The 15,745-nt window shown below is 63.3% G+C and carries 20 protein-coding genes; 7 read left to right on the forward strand and 13 right to left on the reverse strand.

Annotation, left to right across the window (positions count from 1 at the left end; translation table 11 throughout):
• Nucleotides 1–52: 52 nt before the first annotated feature.
• Entirely contained in the window at nucleotides 53–886 is an 834-nt protein-coding gene (locus tag LB516_RS04590) for an AraC family transcriptional regulator (protein WP_224719023.1), read from the forward strand.
• A gap of 7 nt (nucleotides 887–893) precedes the next feature.
• Here LB516_RS04590 and LB516_RS04595 read toward each other — a convergent pair whose 3' ends face one another.
• The 4 genes from LB516_RS04595 to LB516_RS04610 all read right to left on the reverse strand — a co-directional run bounded on the left by LB516_RS04595 (nucleotide 894) and on the right by LB516_RS04610 (nucleotide 5,557).
• On the reverse strand, nucleotides 894–1,844 hold the full coding sequence (locus tag LB516_RS04595; RefSeq protein ID WP_140717623.1) for a helix-turn-helix domain-containing GNAT family N-acetyltransferase: 951 nt from the start codon (nucleotides 1,842–1,844) through the stop codon (nucleotides 894–896).
• Nucleotides 1,845–1,920: 76 nt separating this feature from the next.
• On the reverse strand, nucleotides 1,921–3,066 hold the full coding sequence (locus LB516_RS04600) for an alanine racemase (RefSeq protein ID WP_224719024.1): 1,146 nt from the start codon (nucleotides 3,064–3,066) through the stop codon (nucleotides 1,921–1,923).
• Nucleotides 3,063–4,364, reverse strand: coding sequence for a D-arabinono-1,4-lactone oxidase (locus LB516_RS04605; RefSeq protein ID WP_140617150.1), 1,302 nt, complete (start codon nucleotides 4,362–4,364; stop codon nucleotides 3,063–3,065). The genes LB516_RS04600 and LB516_RS04605 overlap by 4 nt, the downstream gene beginning before the upstream one ends.
• A 5-nt stretch (nucleotides 4,365–4,369) precedes the next feature.
• Nucleotides 4,370–5,557, reverse strand: a complete 1,188-nt coding sequence (locus LB516_RS04610) for an MFS transporter (RefSeq protein WP_140617151.1) — start codon at nucleotides 5,555–5,557, stop codon at nucleotides 4,370–4,372.
• 124 nt (nucleotides 5,558–5,681) lie between these two features.
• Here LB516_RS04610 and LB516_RS04615 point away from each other — a divergent pair, with 124 nt between their 5' ends.
• A complete protein-coding gene (locus LB516_RS04615) occupies nucleotides 5,682–6,308 on the forward strand; it encodes a TetR family transcriptional regulator (RefSeq protein ID WP_140617152.1) in 627 nt (208 codons plus the stop codon).
• 18 nt (nucleotides 6,309–6,326) lie between these two features.
• Here LB516_RS04615 and LB516_RS04620 read toward each other — a convergent pair whose 3' ends face one another.
• Nucleotides 6,327–7,094, reverse strand: a complete 768-nt coding sequence (locus LB516_RS04620; RefSeq protein ID WP_224719025.1) for a hypothetical protein — start codon at nucleotides 7,092–7,094, stop codon at nucleotides 6,327–6,329.
• Between LB516_RS04620 and LB516_RS04625 the strand changes: the two genes are divergently transcribed.
• From LB516_RS04625 to groL, 3 genes are all read left to right on the forward strand, one after another.
• On the forward strand, nucleotides 7,053–8,063 hold the full coding sequence (locus tag LB516_RS04625; protein ID WP_224719026.1) for a class I SAM-dependent methyltransferase: 1,011 nt from the start codon (nucleotides 7,053–7,055) through the stop codon (nucleotides 8,061–8,063). The two genes, LB516_RS04620 and LB516_RS04625, sit on opposite strands and share 42 nt — an antisense overlap.
• A 165-nt stretch (nucleotides 8,064–8,228) precedes the next feature.
• A complete protein-coding gene (gene groES / locus LB516_RS04630; RefSeq protein ID WP_006203049.1) occupies nucleotides 8,229–8,525 on the forward strand; it encodes a co-chaperone GroES in 297 nt (98 codons plus the stop codon).
• A gap of 65 nt (nucleotides 8,526–8,590) precedes the next feature.
• Nucleotides 8,591–10,246 (forward strand): chaperonin GroEL, encoded by a 1,656-nt coding sequence (groL, locus tag LB516_RS04635; RefSeq protein WP_015318388.1) that lies wholly within the window; start codon nucleotides 8,591–8,593, stop codon nucleotides 10,244–10,246.
• A gap of 175 nt (nucleotides 10,247–10,421) precedes the next feature.
• On the opposite strand, the gene LB516_RS04640 is transcribed toward groL, so the two are convergent.
• Nucleotides 10,422–11,033 carry a TetR/AcrR family transcriptional regulator gene (locus LB516_RS04640; protein ID WP_140617154.1) on the reverse strand — a complete coding sequence of 204 codons (612 nt, stop codon included), beginning with the start codon at nucleotides 11,031–11,033 and terminating at the stop codon, nucleotides 10,422–10,424.
• Between the two features lie 199 nt (nucleotides 11,034–11,232).
• Between LB516_RS04640 and LB516_RS04645 the strand changes: the two genes are divergently transcribed.
• The gene (locus tag LB516_RS04645; RefSeq protein WP_140617155.1) at nucleotides 11,233–11,667 is read left to right on the forward strand and encodes an OsmC family protein; all 435 of its coding nucleotides are present in this window, start codon (nucleotides 11,233–11,235) and stop codon (nucleotides 11,665–11,667) included.
• Nucleotides 11,668–11,684: 17 nt separating this feature from the next.
• A complete protein-coding gene (locus LB516_RS04650; protein ID WP_140617156.1) occupies nucleotides 11,685–12,071 on the forward strand; it encodes a nuclear transport factor 2 family protein in 387 nt (128 codons plus the stop codon).
• Between the two features lie 14 nt (nucleotides 12,072–12,085).
• Here the strand turns inward: LB516_RS04650 and LB516_RS04655 are convergent, their stop codons facing one another.
• From LB516_RS04655 to LB516_RS04685, 7 genes are all read right to left on the reverse strand, one after another.
• On the reverse strand, nucleotides 12,086–12,697 hold the full coding sequence (locus LB516_RS04655; protein WP_015318392.1) for a LysE family translocator: 612 nt from the start codon (nucleotides 12,695–12,697) through the stop codon (nucleotides 12,086–12,088).
• A gap of 191 nt (nucleotides 12,698–12,888) precedes the next feature.
• A complete protein-coding gene (locus LB516_RS04660) occupies nucleotides 12,889–13,176 on the reverse strand; it encodes a YkgJ family cysteine cluster protein (RefSeq protein WP_015318393.1) in 288 nt (95 codons plus the stop codon).
• 100 nt (nucleotides 13,177–13,276) lie between these two features.
• Nucleotides 13,277–13,444 (reverse strand): hypothetical protein, encoded by a 168-nt coding sequence (locus LB516_RS04665; RefSeq protein WP_224594098.1) that lies wholly within the window; start codon nucleotides 13,442–13,444, stop codon nucleotides 13,277–13,279.
• Nucleotide 13,445: 1 nt separating this feature from the next.
• A complete protein-coding gene (locus LB516_RS04670) occupies nucleotides 13,446–13,853 on the reverse strand; it encodes a hypothetical protein (RefSeq protein WP_140617157.1) in 408 nt (135 codons plus the stop codon).
• Nucleotides 13,853–14,080 (reverse strand): hypothetical protein, encoded by a 228-nt coding sequence (locus tag LB516_RS04675; protein WP_015318396.1) that lies wholly within the window; start codon nucleotides 14,078–14,080, stop codon nucleotides 13,853–13,855. The genes LB516_RS04670 and LB516_RS04675 overlap by 1 nt, the downstream gene beginning before the upstream one ends.
• 343 nt (nucleotides 14,081–14,423) lie before the next feature.
• A complete protein-coding gene (locus tag LB516_RS04680) occupies nucleotides 14,424–14,633 on the reverse strand; it encodes a cold-shock protein (RefSeq protein ID WP_010915421.1) in 210 nt (69 codons plus the stop codon).
• A 276-nt stretch (nucleotides 14,634–14,909) separates the two neighbouring features.
• Nucleotides 14,910–15,662, reverse strand: a complete 753-nt coding sequence (locus LB516_RS04685) for an SDR family NAD(P)-dependent oxidoreductase (RefSeq protein ID WP_224719027.1) — start codon at nucleotides 15,660–15,662, stop codon at nucleotides 14,910–14,912.
• Nucleotides 15,663–15,745 lie beyond the last annotated feature (83 nt).

Genomic DNA, 15,745 nt, shown 5'->3' on the forward strand with positions numbered 1-15,745 from the left:
AGCTGGCCGGGCAACGAGGCGCCAGAGTGAGGACGCCACATGCGAGGAACACATGAACCCGACCGAGAAGGCGCTATGGTTTGTCGAAAGCCACCTGCCGGAAGCTGTTACGCTCGACGACGTGGCCCAAAGCAGCGGCGTATCGCGCTTTCATGTGACGCGCGCCTTCGGCGCCGCCACCGGCCGCTCCGTCATGGGTTACATGCGCTCGCGCCGGCTGACCGAGGCGGCGCGCAGGCTGGCCGGCGGGGCGCCCGACATCCTGTGCGTCGCGCTCGACGCCGGCTACAACTCGCATGAGGCATTCACCCGGGCCTTTCGCGACCAGTTCGGCACCACGCCGGAACTGGTGCGCGCGCAAGGTTCGACTGAGACCCTCGACCTCGTGGAGCCCATCCTGATGGACAATTCGCTTTTGACCACACTTGAACCACCGCGCTTCGAGACCAGTCGGCCATTCCTCATCGCCGGACTGGGCGAGCGCTACAGTTGTGAGTCCAGCGCCGGCATTCCAATGCAATGGCAGCGCTTCGCTCCCCATATCGGCCACATCCCCGGGCAAGTGGCCGGCGTTTTCTACGGCGTCTGCCTCAATGGTGACGATGCCGGCAATTTCGATTATGTCGTCGGCGTCGAGGTGCGCGACTTCGCCGATCTGCCGAAGGAGTTCCAATGGGTGCGGGTGCCGGCGCAGAGATACGCCGTTTTCACGCATCGCGAACACATCTCGACCATCCGGCGAACGATCAATACGATCTGGAACAGCTGGCTGCCGGCATCCGGCCATGAGGTTGCCGATGCGCCGGAATTCGAGCGCTACGGGCCTGAATTCGATGCCCACACCGGCAATGGCGGGCTGGAGATCTGGGTGCCCGTCAAGGCATGACGCGCTGCTACAGCTCCAGTTCCCAGTTCTGGCCGACCAGATCCTTGCCGAAGGAATGGTGAGGCTCTTCCTCGATCAGCCTGAAACCGGCCGCCTGGTAGATGTGCCGGGCGGCGGTCAGAATATCGTTGGTCCATAGGGTCAGCGTCCTGTACCCCCTGGCGCGGGCAAAGCCGATGCATTCCTCGACCAGGCGCTTGCCGATGCCGAGCCCCCGTGCCGAAGGTTCGACATAGAGCAGCCTGAGCTTGGCCACCTGATCCGACTTGCGCACGACGAAGACCGAGCCGACGACCTCGCCTTCGCGCTCGGCGATCCAGCCGCGCTCCCATTTCGGATCGTAGGATTTTACGAACGCCGCGAGGATTTCGGCGACCAGCGCCTCATAGGTTTCGTCCCAGCCATAATCCTGCGCGTAGAGCATGCCTTGCCGGCGGATGATCCAGCCAATGTCGCCGACCTGCGGCGGCCGCAGCAGATAAGGGATTTTGGGCTCTGCACCGGCGTCCAGCAGACGCTGCACGGTCCGCATGGACTTGACCAGCCGGTCCTGCTCCGACGCAGGCAGACGATCGAGCAGCGCCGCGACCTGATCGTGCGAACCCTGGTTCAGCGGCGCGAAGGCGTTCCTGCCCGCCGGCGTCAGCGCGATCGACGATTGCCGAGCGTCCGAAGCCAGCGTGGCCCTGGAGATGAGGTGAAGGCGCTCGAACTTCTTCAGCAAACGGCTGACATAGCCGGCGTCGAGACCGAGATCGCGCCCGAGATCGGTCGCGGTCAGTCCGTCACGATGCGCCAGTTCGTAGAGCACGCGTGCCTCGGTCAGCGAGAAGGCGCTCTTCAGCAGCCCTTCATCGAGCAGTCCGATCTGGCGGGTGTAGAAGCGGTTGAACGCCCGCACCGCATCGATCAGGCCCTTGTTGGGCGCAGCCTTGTCTGGCTGATGGTGGATTGTCATTCGAGTCATCTCCTGCTGGCACAGGATCGATCATTTACTTGACGGAGTCAACCATTAGGGAAGGCGCCCGAGATGCTTACATCATCGGCAACACCGGCCAGCGGTCGACGATCCTGCCACCGGAAAGCACCGCGATCGATCCGAACTGCTGCAGCACGGCCTCGCTCTGCGTCGGCCGCAGGAACGCATAGTCGCCGGGCCTGACGACGGCCTGGGCGAGCAGACCCATGAATTGCTGGTTGGAAGACAGGCCAAGCAGGCCGTTTGTCGTCATGCCTTCGGGAAACACCGGTTCGGCCATCCACTTGCCGCCATAGAGATAGCAGCCCTTGCGCGGAAACCGGCCCAGCGCCTGCAGCAGGCGCGAGACCGCCGGCGGGCCAGGCAGCATCGGCTCGACCACTTTCAGGATTGGCGTCGCGATGAAGGCCGCCGGCTGGAAGCCCTCAAGGCCGGGCGTGTCGAAATCGACGGGCAGCACGAAGGCCGAGCCCATCGACACTTCATTGGCGATGCCGCCATGATGAAGCAGCGCGGTCTTGCTGCCGCCAATGTTCAGGACATGGCGCTGGTCGGCGCCGAGGCGCGCGACGAAAGCGGCGGCCTGTTCGGAGGCTTGCGCCAACGCCTTGGCCGGTCCACCGAACAGGCCGGGTATGTGCGGCGCATGCGCCTCATAGGCCATGACGCCTTCGCAGCGCAGCCCTTTGTGGGTAGGCAGCGCATTCAGCGCCCGCGACAGGGCCGCCGGTTCGGCAAAGCCGCCGCGATGCAGTCCGACATCGATTTCGAAAGCGATGCGCAATTCGGCGCCGAGTTCGTCGGCGAGCGCGCCATATTCCGCCAGTCTCTCCTGTGTATCGATCAGCCAGCAGACCCGCGACCAAGCCACGTCGCCTCTGCAAAGCACCGCCCTGGCCGCGCCAACCGGCATCGGTTTGCCGTACAGCAGATCCGCATCCGGGAACGCCTTCAGCACCGCCTCGGTGATCGGCGGATGGAAGGTCATGAGGCGGTGGGTTCCAAGCGCCTTGCCGATATGGGAGAGCAGCGGGAGGCAAGCGAGCGACTTGTCGACCAAACGGACGGCAAGACTGGGGTCAAGCCGCTTCTTCACCAGGGCAATGTTGCCATCCAGCCGATCGAGGTCGAGCAGCAGGCAGGGTTGGAAAATGCCCGCCTCTCTCAGCGCATCCGAAAGCGTGGCGAAATACGCCTTCATGGCTGGATGCCGAAAGAACTGGGTTCGATGCCGAACAGGTCGGCCATATAGGGTGAGACGAAGCGGTTTTGCGGATCGATGTCGCGGCGCACCGCCATCGCATCGTCCCAGCGCGGATAGAGCTTTTTCAGGTCGGCCGCTTTCAGGCTGTGCATCTTGCCCCAGTGCGGCCTGCCGCCATATCTGCGGAAGATCGGCTCGGCCGCGCGCATGAACGGCAACGGATCGTTCGCCGCGTCATGGTGGATGGCGATGGAACAGGTGAGCCTTTTGTGGAAAGGGGAGAGCCAAAATTCATCCGATGCCACCGACCGCACTTCCGTCGGGAAATAGACTTCCGGAAAATGCTTCTCGGTCAGTTCAATGATCTCGGCCAGCGCCTTCGGCCCCTCCTCGAACGGAAGGTGATATTCCATTTCGTTGAACCTGGTCTGCCGGTCGCTCGCATAGACGTTGAGCCAGTCCTGCACGTAATCCTCGGCCGGCACCTTGGCGACCGCGCCCAGGATCAGCCTGCGGCGCAGCGACGGCAGCCAGGCAAGCCCGGTGCGCAGGCGGCGCAGCGTGCGCAGGGAGCCCTCGTCATCGTCGGTCGGGCGCGGAGTGGTCGCCTCGGTGCTGAAGTCGCTGGCGATGAACTGCGCGTAGCCTGAAAATGGGATGTAGTAGAATTCGGCCGACCGGTGCTCGCTCATCATCGTTTCGAAATCGCGCAGCATGTCGGCTATCGGCAGCACCCATTTGCGGCGCCGCAGCCGGTAGGTCGCGATGTTGTTCAACGTCACTTCGCTGAGCACACCGAAGGCGCCAAGCGCAACGCCGATCGCATGGATCGTTTCCTGATCCCCTTCCCGCTTGAAGTCGCGGACCTTGCCAAGCCCGTCGACGATCTGCACCGTTTCCAGCTGTGTGTGATACGCGCCCAGCGTCGGCCCCGAGCCATGGGTGGCCGTGCCCAGGGCGCCGCCTATCGCTTGGCGGTCGATGTCGCCCATATTGGGCAGGCCCTGGCCGATGCCTTGCAGCATGTGCATAAGCGGACCAAGCCGCGTCCCTGCCCGCACACGCGCCTGATGTCTTTTCGCGTCATGCGCAACCAGCCCTTCCAGCTTCTCCAGCGACAGGATGGTGCCTTGGGACTTCACCAATGGCGTGAAGGAGTGACCGGCGCCGACGACGCGGACCGGGCCGGGTGCGGTGCGAATGAGATCGCCGAGTTCGCCGGCATCTGCCGGACTGGCAAGCAGCCGCGGCTCGGCGGTGACAAAGCCGGACCAGTTGCTCCAGCTGTTCGACATGGGGCTCACGCAATCGCGCGGCGACGCCGCGCCGCCAGGACAAACAGGCCGAGCAACGCCACGCTGGCGACAGCACTTGCGGCGGCGAACTCGGGAACCGGGCGAAACTCCTTGCCGTCGATGAGCAGCGACGCCGCGACCGGTCCGATCGCCAGGCCGAAAAGCTGGGCGGCCGGCACCAGCAGCACGGCGGTGCGGGTCTCGTCGGCGGTGATCGCCAGCCGGATCTGGTAGGGCACGATGAACAGCAGGATAAAACCCATGATCAGGGCGACGACCCAGAACATCGTGAGGCCGGGCCCGCTGGCAAGCACGAGCGAGGCGACAAGCGCGACGAGGCCGATCGCCGTGATGGCAAGCCGATAGTCGATGCGCGCCTCGAACACGGTCGCCGTCATCGCGCCCAGCACCTGCGCCGCGAGGCTGGCCGAGACGATCAGCCCGACGGTGCGGCCATCGATGCCGAATTGGGCGCCAAGCGGTTCCAGAAAGGCCCATACGGCGCCGAAGAACATGAAGTAGCAGAAGACCGACAACAGCGCGGTGATCGAGGGAACCGTCAGCACATTGGCGAGGTTTTCGTCCTTCGGCAGATCGGCATAATCGGCAGGGACAGCAAAGGCGACCACCAGCGACGCGACGCAGACGACGGCAAGAACGAGGAAGCCGCCAGCCGACCCGGCGGCTGGAATGACATAGAGCGCCAGCACCAGGGCAAGAGCGCATTGCGCCAGGGTCTGCATGGTGACGAAATAGCCGCCGATGCGTTCGGCGCGCCGCGAACGGGCAATCAGTTCGGTGGCGACCGCGACAAGGCCGCCTTCGGCAAGGCCGGCCAGCGCGCGGGCCGCCATCAGCGTGTTGGCGCCGGCGGCATAGGCGGTCCACACATTGGCCAGCGCCAAGAGCAGCAGGAGGACGGCACTTTTCCAGCGCATGTTGTGGGCGGAAAGCAGCATCGCGACGATTGCAGAACCAATGGCGATGGCGATCATCTCGGCGGTGGCGACCAACGCCAGTTCGTCGCCGCTGACATGGCCCTCGGTAAAGAGGGCGCCGAGCAGGACGGGCTGCAGACCGAGAATGAGCAGGCCGACCGACCCGATCCACAGGGCCGAGGCGAGCTGCCCGCCGCTGGGATTGCCGACCAGCCAGTCGCCTTCGCCCTGAAGATCAGCGCTTGTCGAAGCCATAGGCGCCTCCCAACGTCCTTGCCGCACGGCAAAAAAGCTGACAGTCTGTCAGCATTCCAGAAACTGATACTTGATCATATTTCTTGTCAACCTGAATTTGGGAACTCGTGCGAAAGATCGGTGCATGACGCAAGCCAGTCGAACGATCACCGAGCCCAGGCGCAGGCCCAAGCAGGAGCGCAGCCGCGAGCGCATCGACGCCATCCTGTCGACCACCATGCGGCTGATCGGCGAGAAAGGCATCGACGCCGTCACCATGAAGGAGGTCGGCATGCTGGCGGGCGGGCCGATCGCCACCGTCTACCACTACTTCCCCAACAAGTCGGCGATCCTGGCGATGCTCTATGAGCGGTTCTCGGAGGTCAGCCGTGCCAGGTTGGCGGCGATCGTCGCCGATGTCCGCGAAGCCAAGGACGTCATCGTCGCGTCCGATCGGCTGCTTGACGACTACCTCAGCCGGGTCGCCGGCGATCCGGCCATCCAGGATCTGCAGAACGCCATCCAGGCCGACAAGGCGCTGAAGAATCTCGACATCGCCGAAACCCGGCATCAAGCCAAGATGTTCTGCGACCACGTCATCGCCTTGCTCGAGCCGGAAAAGCACGAGCAGTTCGAACGCATGGTTCTGCTGATCTTCCAGCTCGCCGGCGGCGTTGTGCGCCTGGCGCTTGCGCAAGGCGAAGTGGAAAGCCGCCGGACCATCGAGGATTACCGATCGATCATCCACACCCAGTTGCGGCTGTTTCTTTAGCGACCGGCAACCGGGGACCTATCTCGCCCGGCGGATGAGGCCTTCGAAACCATCGGCCAGGTCGGAAGCGCCCGCCGCGAACATCTTCACCAGGTTCTGCGGGCGGCCGGGCGTCTTGTTGGCATCGAGGAGAACAGCCCTGCCCTCATGCATGACGAAATCGAATTTCCCATAGTCGAAGCCGAGTTCACGCCGCCGTTCGCGCAGTTCGTCGGGAACAGCGGCGGGCTCGCGCCGGATCGTTTCCGATGCCTTGACCAGGCTGTTTGGCGAGACGTAGCGGGTGCAGCGCTCGCGCTCTCCGCAAAACACCCAGAAGCGCACCGCAAAGCCGTCAGGTTCTTTTTCCGGGATGAACTTTTCCACGACCAGATCATCGCGATCGAGGACGCCATCGGGAACGTCGTCCCGGGATTGGTAGACCTCGTAGGACGGCATGGCTGGCACGTGCGCAAAGGGTGCCGGTTGGCCGGCACGCCTCGACCGCCGATTGAGCCGTGTCTCCGGAATGCCCTGGTTGTTGAGATTGCTTTTGACGATGACCGGGCCCAGCCAGCCGTCGCCCTCGGCCAGAAGCGCTCCGCTTACCCGCCGTTTCGATATGTCGGCGGCCCCGACATTGAGGCATAAGGGAAAACGCCGCGCATAGTCGAGATAATCTGCCGGCGTCGTTGTCGCATCGACGTGCAGAACCGCGACATCGGCGCTGGATTGTCCGGAGAGGCCAGGCTGAATCCGGACCGAATGGCCCCGCCTCTTCAGGTCCTCGAGAATATCGAAAAGCATGTAACGGCTATTCCGGCGCAGCAGAAGGCCGCCGCGACCCAGGAACCGATCATGCTCATGCGTTATGACAATGATGCGCGCCACCAGCTAACCCCTTGGCTTCCATCCCCACTTCCATTAAGCGGCTCTAATCAATCAATGCCAGACTTTCCTGGGCTCCAACGGGTCTGCATGACGAATCATTGGGATAGTTATCATCGGCACTGGAAGCTCCTGGACGCCCCGCTCCGGCCGACGCCGGAAACCGTCGGCATATTCGAGCGCGAACTCGATCTCGGAAATGCCGATGTCCTTCTGCTTGGGGTGACACCTGAACTGGCGGTTCTAGGCAGATCGATGCTGGCGATCGATCAATCGGCTGCCATGATTTCCGGCGTATGGGCCGGCGACAACACCTCGCGAAGGGCGATGACCGGCAACTGGCTTGACCTCCCGGTCGAGCAGAAAAGTTTCGACGCGGTCATCGGCGACGGCTGCCTGTCGGCGGTCGATACCAAGGCCGCGCGCGGTTCGCTGTTCGGTGAAATCGCAAGGGTGCTAAAGCCTGGCCGGCATGCGGCGATCCGCGTGTTCGCTCGGCCGGAAACCGGGGATGACCTGCGCGGCATCGAAGCTCTGGTCCTGGCCGGCGGGATCGAGAATTTCCACGCGCTCAAATGGCGGATCGCCATGGCGTGCACGACCGGCGACTGCGACAGCAGCGTCGATGTGCAAGCAATCCGTGCGGCATTCGACAAGCTGTTTCCGGATCGGGAGGCCCTTGCCGCACGCACCGGATGGAGCATGGCATCAATCAATACGATCGACGTCTATGCGGGCTCCGAAACAAGGTACAGCTTCGCAACGCTGGCCATGCTGGAGGATGAGGCGCGAGGTTGGTTCGACCAGGTGCACGTCGTGCCAAGCGGCAGTTATCCCCTGGCGGAACGTTGCCCGCTCCTGGTGCTCGGTTCGGCCAAGCTTCGATAAGTTCATCGCCATCCTACCAAGAGGCGCTCCGCGCGCCTTGACTCTGGCAGGTCGGCGGCCTATTTCAGCGCCACGTTAGCACTCGCCTTTGGTGAGTGCTAACTATGTGTCCGGCGCCGCCGGACGGAGGAACTGTTTCTCACCGTTCTCATCGAGGAAGAAAAAATGGCAAAGTCGAAGTTCCGCCCGCTTCATGACCGCGTGGTCGTTCGCCGGGTCGAATCCGAATCCAAGACCGCTGGCGGGATCATCATCCCGGATACGGCGAAGGAAAAGCCGCAGGAAGGCGAGATCATCGCCGTCGGCTCCGGCGCTCGTGACGAAGCTGGCAAGCTGGTCCCGCTGGACGTCAAGGCCGGCGACCGCATCCTGTTCGGCAAGTGGTCGGGCACCGAAGTCAAGCTCAATGGCGAAGACCTTCTGATCATGAAGGAATCCGACATCATGGGCATCATCGGCTGATTATCGGCCTCACCCTCAACTTGAATTTTTCGGGCTCTATCCGAGCCCCTGCCAGGAGCTAAAACATGGCTGCCAAAGACGTAAAATTCTCCCGCGATGCCCGTGAGCGCATGCTGCGCGGCGTCAACATTCTCGCCGACGCGGTGAAGGTCACGCTCGGTCCCAAGGGCCGCAACGTCGTCATCGACAAGTCGTTCGGCGCCCCGCGCATCACCAAGGACGGCGTCACCGTCGCCAAGGAAATCGAGCTTGAAGATAAGTTCGAGAACATGGGCGCGCAGATGGTCCGCGAAGTTGCTTCGAAGACCAACGACATCGCCGGCGACGGCACCACGACCGCGACCGTTTTGGCGCAGTCGATCGTCCAGGAAGGCCACAAGTCGGTTGCGGCCGGCATGAACCCGATGGACCTGAAGCGCGGCATCGATCTGGCCGTCACCGAAGTGGTCGCTGCTCTCGGCAAGGCCGCCAAGAAGATCAAGACCTCCGAGGAAGTTGCCCAGGTCGGCACGATCTCGGCCAATGGCGACGAGTCGGTCGGCAAGATGATCGCGGAAGCGATGCAGAAGGTCGGCAACGAAGGCGTTATCACGGTTGAGGAAGCCAAGACCGCCGAGACCGAACTCGAAGTCGTCGAAGGCATGCAGTTCGACCGCGGCTATCTCTCGCCCTACTTCGTGACCAACGCCGACAAGATGGTTGCCGAGCTGGAGGACGTCTACATCCTCCTGCACGAGAAGAAGCTCTCCAACCTGCAGGCGATGCTGCCGGTCCTCGAAGCAGTCGTGCAGACCTCGAAGCCGCTGCTCATCATCTCGGAAGACGTCGAAGGCGAGGCGCTCGCCACGCTGGTCGTCAACAAGCTGCGTGGTGGCCTGAAGATCGCCGCCGTCAAGGCGCCGGGCTTCGGTGATCGCCGCAAGGCCATGCTGGAAGACATCGCCATCCTGACCGGTGGCCAGGTCATTTCGGAAGACCTCGGCATCAAGCTCGAGAATGTCGGCCTCAACATGCTCGGCCGCGCCAAGAAGGTGTCGATCTCCAAGGAGAACACCACCATCGTCGACGGCGCCGGCAAGAAGGCCGAGATCCAGGGCCGCGTCGCCCAGATCAAGCAGCAGATCGAGGAGACCACCTCGGACTACGACAAGGAGAAGCTGCAGGAACGTCTGGCGAAGCTCGCCGGCGGCGTTGCGGTGATCCGCGTCGGCGGTGCGACGGAAGTCGAAGTCAAGGAAAAGAAGGACCGCGTCGATGACGCCCTCAACGCGACCCGCGCGGCCGTGGAAGAAGGCATCGTTGCTGGCGGTGGCGTTGCCCTGCTGCGCGCTTCGGCCAACATCAAGGTGACCGGCGTCAACGCCGACCAGGCCGCCGGCATCAACATCGTTCGTCGTGCGCTGCAGGCTCCGGCCCGCCAGATCGCGGCCAACGCTGGTGCGGAAGCCTCGATCGTTGCCGGCAAGATCCTTGAGAACAAGGGCGCGACCTTCGGCTACAACGCCCAGACCGGCGAATATGGCGACATGATCGTCATGGGTATCGTCGATCCGGTCAAGGTCGTGCGCACGGCCCTCCAGGACGCGGCCTCGGTCGCCGGCCTGCTCGTCACCACCGAAGCCATGATCGCCGAAGCTCCGAAGAAGGATTCGGCTGGCGGCGGCATGCCTGGCGGCATGGGCGGCGGCGGCATGGGCGGCATGGGCGGCATGGACTTCTAAGAAGTCCATAAAGCACGCCCATGAATCCAAGTTGCTCAAGCCCGCAAGCGGGCTTGAGTGGCGGCATGGACTTCTAAGAAGTCCATCCTCGCAAAATTATCGAAAGGGCGGCCGAGTGGTCGCCCTTTTCTTTGCTTGAGGCTGGTGCTCCACCGCAGTCAGTTGGGACTAGCGGTCAGACAGCGGTAGTCTCCGCCCGCTGTGTCACCTTGCCGGCGAGCACGGCCTGCTCGATAAGCACGGCCACCTCGTCGGCCACTGCGTTGAGCGATGAGCGATCGCGGGTGGCGCGGGCAATCACCATCAAGCCTTCCAGCGAAGACTCGACCAGCAGCGCCAGTGCCTGCGCGCGACGCTCGGGCACTCCTGCCCTGACGAAAGCCTCACGCAGCAAGCCGATCCACTGTTCGAAGGCAGAGCGGCACAGTTCGACAAGGTCGGGCACGTCGCCTGGCGAGTCCAGCACGACCGGCGCGACCGGGCAGCCGAGTGAGAACTCATTGTCTTCCAGCATGCGTCCCACCGACTGATAGATGTGATGGACGGCGACCGCAGGGTCGCGTTCGGCGGCCAAAGCCTCACCCAGCCGCTCGCTTACCTCGGCGACGCTGGCGCGAGTCACCTCGACGACCAGCTGATCCTTGCCACCTGGGAAGTGGAAATAGAGCGAGCCGCGGGGTGCGCCGCTGGCGCTCAGAATGTCGTTGAGCGAAGTGCCGTAATAGCCGCGCCGCCGCAAAAGCAGTGCCGTCGCCTCGATCATCCGCGTGCGTGTGTCTGTCGCCATGTCACCCCTGTCAGGAGCGCGCATTATAGGGCTTGCCTGTAATAGGACAACCGGTCTACATAATATGTAAATCGGTCTACATATTTCGGAGGCAGAGATGGATGAGTATCGGCGGAAAGGGCAAGACGGCGGCCTGGCTCGTGATGCATGAGGAAGCGGTCGCGGAGCCTTCATTTCATCAAGCAGAGGAGAGACAGCAATGACAATTCGCGAAGCATCGGCCGAATGGCACGGCCCGCTCAAGGAAGGTTCCGGACGGCTCAGGCTGGGCAGCGGCTTGTTCGAGGGCGCCTACTCGTTCCCGTCCCGCTTCGAAAACGGCCCCGGCACCAATCCGGAGGAACTGATCGCGGCCGCCCATGCCGGCTGCTTCTCGATGGCGCTCACCGCCGTCCTCGGCAGTGAAGGTCATGTCGCAAGCGACATCCACACGACCGCCAAGGTGCATCTGGGCGCCACCGCGGCCGGGCCGACGATTACCCGCATTGAATTGGAGACGGAGGCGAACGTCCCCAGGCTCCCCGCCGCCGACTTCGAGCGGCTAGCGCAGTCGGCCAAGGCGGGATGCCTCGTCTCGCGGGCGCTGGCCGGCGTCGCCACGATCACGCTGAAAGCGAACCTCATAAGTCACTGAACGGAAGGAGAAGTCGCATGACCCAGGAATTGATCATCGACATCACCACGGCCAACCGCTCCGGCGAAACGGCTGAAATCATGCGGCGCTACAACGATGTGTTCCAGCATCACGATCCCTCTGCGCTCGGCGATCTGGTGGCTCAGGACTGCGTTATCGAGAACACCACGCCGGCGCCGGACGGCGCGCGCCGCGCCGGCAAGGCAGCCTGCGTCGAGCTGTGGTCGGCGATCGCCACCGCACCCGGTACGCGCTTCGACCTCGAAGAGACTTTCGTGGCCGGCGACCGCGCCACGATCCGCTGGCGCTACTGGATGGCCGACGGCAATTCGCTGCGCGGCGTCAACCTGATGCGCGTCGCGGACGGGCGGATCGTCGAGGCGATGGGTTATGTCAAGGGCTAGACTAAGCGCCTCGATCACCTATCCGCCAGCGCCAGCTTGGCGCCGAGCATGACGAAGGCGCCGGCAAAAGTCCGGCGCATCCAGGTCAGCACCATTGGCCGCGACACGACATGGCTGCGGATCGACGCCGCGAAGATGCCGTAGCCGACAAAAACCACGAAGGTCAAAAACATGAAGACCGAGCTGAGCTCCAGCATCTTCGACAGTGCGTTGGGTTCGGTGGTGCTGACGAATTGCGGCAGGAAGGCGAAGAAGAAGATCGACAGTTTCGGATTGAGCACGTTGACGAGGATGCCGGTGGCGATCACCTTGCCAGCCGAGCGCGGCGCGACATTGTCCTCGACGCTCAGGCCGCCTTTTTCCTTCAGCGTGTTCCAGGCCATGTAGAGCAGATAGGCGACGCCCAGATATTTCAGCGTCTCGAAGGCGACAGCACTGGTGTGCAGCAGCGCCGCCAGACCGGTGATGGCGGCCGCCATATGCGGGATGATGCCGAGCGTGCAGCCGAAGGCGGCAATGATCGAGGCCCGCGCACCACGCGAAAGCCCGGCGCTCAGCGTATAGAGTACGCCGGTGCCCGGCGAAGCTACGACGATCAGCGACGTCAACAGAAATTCGATGCTCACGATGATTTCCTCCGGCGCCCTACCCTGACGCAGCCTAGCCAGCAAGCGGGGTGCGCACAAGCGACAGTCATTACAGCATGTCGCGCCGACAGGATTCGCCGACCCGCTGTAAGCTTCTGATTTATGCTTGTCGTTGTCCCGGAACCGAGGACGCTTCCGGGCGACATGCATTCGCCGCCAGCAAGCCGCCGCTAAGAGGTGGAAAATCCGAGCGCCCGGCGCGCCATCAGGCACTCGTCGTCGCCAGGCATGCAGGCGCGGCAGACATCCGGGCGCAGGTCATAGATGGTGCAGGCGGTCGACTTGCCGACTTCGCCAGACAGGGCCGAACAGCGCACGCCGTCACAGCGCATGCCCGACAGGTCGGCCGCCACGTATTTTTCCGGGATGCGGTCGAGCTGCGCATCGTCCTCTGTCGAAAAGCGCGGCCACTCGGCTGAATAGGAACAGCACGCGCCGCAGCTCTGGCAATCGAACATAGGAGCGATGCCTGGTTGTGCCGACGGCAGGCTGGTCGTGGCTGCCTGGGCAAACGGCCCCGGCGCGGCGAGATTGCGATCGGCGTCCCGCGGCAAGGCGCTACTTCTTCTTGCCGGTCTTGCCCTTCGGTGCGTCCGCTGGCGACTTGAACAGATCGGTCGCTGCCTGGTCGGCGGCGGCGGCCTTCGACGCGGCAACCGGCTTGGCCGGCTTTGCGGCGGGAGCCGGCGCTGCCGGCTGATCCTTGGCGGAGAATTTTATGGCCATTTCAATCCTCGTCGGCGAAACGCGATGATGGTGCGCGCGGATTGCGCAAGCGGCCGATCAACGCGGAAACCGCCGTGATGTTCATTTCCTCGGGCGACCAGTTCCTGGCTTCCGCGATGTGGTGCGCGGCCAGCTCACGATGCGTGCTGCCGCTATAGGCGGCATCCTGATAGGTGACACGCTCATGGGTCTTGGCGTCTTCGCGGACATACTCGATGAGGTAGTTCGGGCACTCGGCCCGGCCGCGCACGCCGACGCGCACCTGGGCATCGCCATGGGCGCGCTTGCAGCGTTCGAGCTTTTCCAGCACGCGCCGGACATATTCGACCGGCTTGTCCAGGGTCTCGACCATGTCGGCGATGGTCGCATCGGCCGCGATTGGCGTTTGCGGTACGCGCTTGGTGGCCATCAGCGTTTTCCGGCTCGTTTCGGCAGCGCCGCGAGTGCCGCCGCTGCCGCCATCTCGTCGGCCTCCTTCTCCAGCCGCAGCTCGCGCAGGCGCGCGGTCTTGGCTTCCCGCGCTTCGCTGACGGCATCGCGCTCGGAAATGATGCGGTTAAGCGACATCGACTGGGTTTGCGTCTTGCTGAACAGCGACACGGCCGGATCGACGGCTGTCTTCGAATGGGCGGTCAAAATCTTTCTCCTGTCAGGAGCCTGGTGCCGATAGGACGAGACCGGGTCTTCGGTCGGGACCATGCACAAAGCGATGCGGCAGCGGATTCAAGATGCTGGAGCGTCCCTTAGCACGTTCAGCCCAATGCGCAGCGCATTTTCGGCGGCAACAAGCGTAAAATGAAAAAGGCCAGGCACCGCCTGACCTTCCCTGGGAGCGCCGCGCATCCAACTGGATGCACAAGGCTAGCTCCTGATGGGCAGCACAGGCCGTGGAAACTCAGGTTCCCGTAGCCATGCGCCCGAATTCGCCGTTCACCGGTGCCAGTACATCCGTGGTCACCGGGACGGCTGAATTCTTTCTTCAGGCCGCCTTCAACTGGTCGGCGGACATCTTGCCCGACTTGTTGTCGCGGACCATCTCGTAGCCGAGCTTCTGGCCCTCGACGATGTCGCGCATACCGGCGCGTTCCACGGCCGAGATGTGGACAAAAACGTCGGCGGAGCCGTCGTCAGGCTGAATAAAACCAAAACCCTTAGTGGCGTTGAACCACTTAACTGTGCCGGTGCTCATGACGAACCCTTTCCATGGCAAATATTCGTTCGCCGTCATGCGGATGCACAACGCCGTTTGTCTCGATTTTTGATGTGGGAAGTTCGTCAAAGGCGCGCCCGGAAGCGCGGATAACAAAAGTCAGTCAAACAAATATCGACGACTTTCTTCTACGCGTGTTTCAGACGCCTGTCAAATGTTGCGCCATCGATCCGAGAATTCGACGCCTGAAAGGACGTCATCTGGCCAACGTCCATGCTGAACAAGCGCCCGCACCTGAGCGTTGCCGGCGGCCGCTCAGCGTTCCTGGTCGGTCGGTCTGATGACGATCTCGTTGACATTGACGCGCGCCGGCTGGCCGACGGCATAGAGGATGGCGGCGGCGACATCCTCGGCGGTCAGCGCTTCCATCGTGGCGAGGCGCTGGTCCAGCCCCGCCTTCGAGGCAGCGTTGGTGATATGGTCGCCAAGCTCTGTGCGCACCAGGCCGGGCTCGATCACGGTGACGCGAACCCTGTCGGCATAGACTTCGCGCCGCAGTGATTCGGAAAAACCGACAACACCAAATTTGGTCGCCGCGTAACCGCTGGCGCCGGGATTGGCGACGCGGCCGGCGACCGACGAGACATTGACGATATGGCCCTTGGCAGCCTTGAGATGCGGCAGCGCCGCCTTGGTGACGCCCATCAGCGCCAGCAGGTTGAGTTCCACCATATGGCGCCAGTCATCGAGCGTTGCCTCCGCTGCCGGCGAGAGCAGCATCACGCCGGCATTGTTGACGAGGATGTCTAGCCGACCCCATTCGGCCACCACCTTCCCGACCATGGCCGCGACATCGTCATTGCTGGTGACGTCGGCCTCGATGCGCAAAGCCGTTCCGCCGATTTTTTCGATGCGGGCGGCCAGAGCTTCAAGCCTATCGACCCGACGGGCGGCGACCGCCACCCTTGCCCCGGCAGCAGCCAGTGCCGCAGCCGTCGCCTCGCCAATGCCCGAGGAAGCGCCGGTGACGAGAGCAACCTTGCCGGCAAGCATGGAAGAAACGGTCATTGCAACATCTCCAAAGCGCGCCGCGCCAATGCTCCTAGATAGGCCATCCCGATAAACGGGGAAGGCCACTTCGCAGATGGGTC

It is taken from the genome of Mesorhizobium sp. CO1-1-7 (assembly GCF_020164885.1).
GTDB classification, from domain to species: Bacteria; Pseudomonadota; Alphaproteobacteria; order Rhizobiales; family Rhizobiaceae; genus Mesorhizobium; species Mesorhizobium australicum.

Bases quoted from the DNA above. Each gene is read 5' to 3' on its own strand.
- LB516_RS04590 (WP_224719023.1), top strand. From the start codon at position 53: ATGAACCCGACCGAGAAGGCGCTATGGTTTGTCGAAAGCCACCTGCCG.
- LB516_RS04595 (WP_140717623.1), bottom strand. From the start codon at position 1,844: ATGACAATCCACCATCAGCCAGACAAGGCTGCGCCCAACAAGGGCCTG.
- LB516_RS04600 (WP_224719024.1), bottom strand. From the start codon at position 3,066: ATGAAGGCGTATTTCGCCACGCTTTCGGATGCGCTGAGAGAGGCGGGC.
- LB516_RS04605 (WP_140617150.1), bottom strand. From the start codon at position 4,364: ATGTCGAACAGCTGGAGCAACTGGTCCGGCTTTGTCACCGCCGAGCCG.
- LB516_RS04610 (WP_140617151.1), bottom strand. From the start codon at position 5,557: ATGGCTTCGACAAGCGCTGATCTTCAGGGCGAAGGCGACTGGCTGGTC.
- LB516_RS04615 (WP_140617152.1), top strand. From the start codon at position 5,682: ATGACGCAAGCCAGTCGAACGATCACCGAGCCCAGGCGCAGGCCCAAG.
- LB516_RS04625 (WP_224719026.1), top strand. From the start codon at position 7,053: ATGGCCCCGCCTCTTCAGGTCCTCGAGAATATCGAAAAGCATGTAACG.
- LB516_RS04620 (WP_224719025.1), bottom strand. From the start codon at position 7,094: ATGCTTTTCGATATTCTCGAGGACCTGAAGAGGCGGGGCCATTCGGTC.
- groES (WP_006203049.1), top strand. From the start codon at position 8,229: ATGGCAAAGTCGAAGTTCCGCCCGCTTCATGACCGCGTGGTCGTTCGC.
- groL (WP_015318388.1), top strand. From the start codon at position 8,591: ATGGCTGCCAAAGACGTAAAATTCTCCCGCGATGCCCGTGAGCGCATG.
- LB516_RS04640 (WP_140617154.1), bottom strand. From the start codon at position 11,033: ATGGCGACAGACACACGCACGCGGATGATCGAGGCGACGGCACTGCTT.
- LB516_RS04645 (WP_140617155.1), top strand. From the start codon at position 11,233: ATGACAATTCGCGAAGCATCGGCCGAATGGCACGGCCCGCTCAAGGAA.
- LB516_RS04650 (WP_140617156.1), top strand. From the start codon at position 11,685: ATGACCCAGGAATTGATCATCGACATCACCACGGCCAACCGCTCCGGC.
- LB516_RS04660 (WP_015318393.1), bottom strand. From the start codon at position 13,176: ATGTTCGATTGCCAGAGCTGCGGCGCGTGCTGTTCCTATTCAGCCGAG.
- LB516_RS04665 (WP_224594098.1), bottom strand. From the start codon at position 13,444: ATGGCCATAAAATTCTCCGCCAAGGATCAGCCGGCAGCGCCGGCTCCC.
- LB516_RS04670 (WP_140617157.1), bottom strand. From the start codon at position 13,853: ATGGCCACCAAGCGCGTACCGCAAACGCCAATCGCGGCCGATGCGACC.
- LB516_RS04680 (WP_010915421.1), bottom strand. From the start codon at position 14,633: ATGAGCACCGGCACAGTTAAGTGGTTCAACGCCACTAAGGGTTTTGGT.
- LB516_RS04685 (WP_224719027.1), bottom strand. From the start codon at position 15,662: ATGACCGTTTCTTCCATGCTTGCCGGCAAGGTTGCTCTCGTCACCGGC.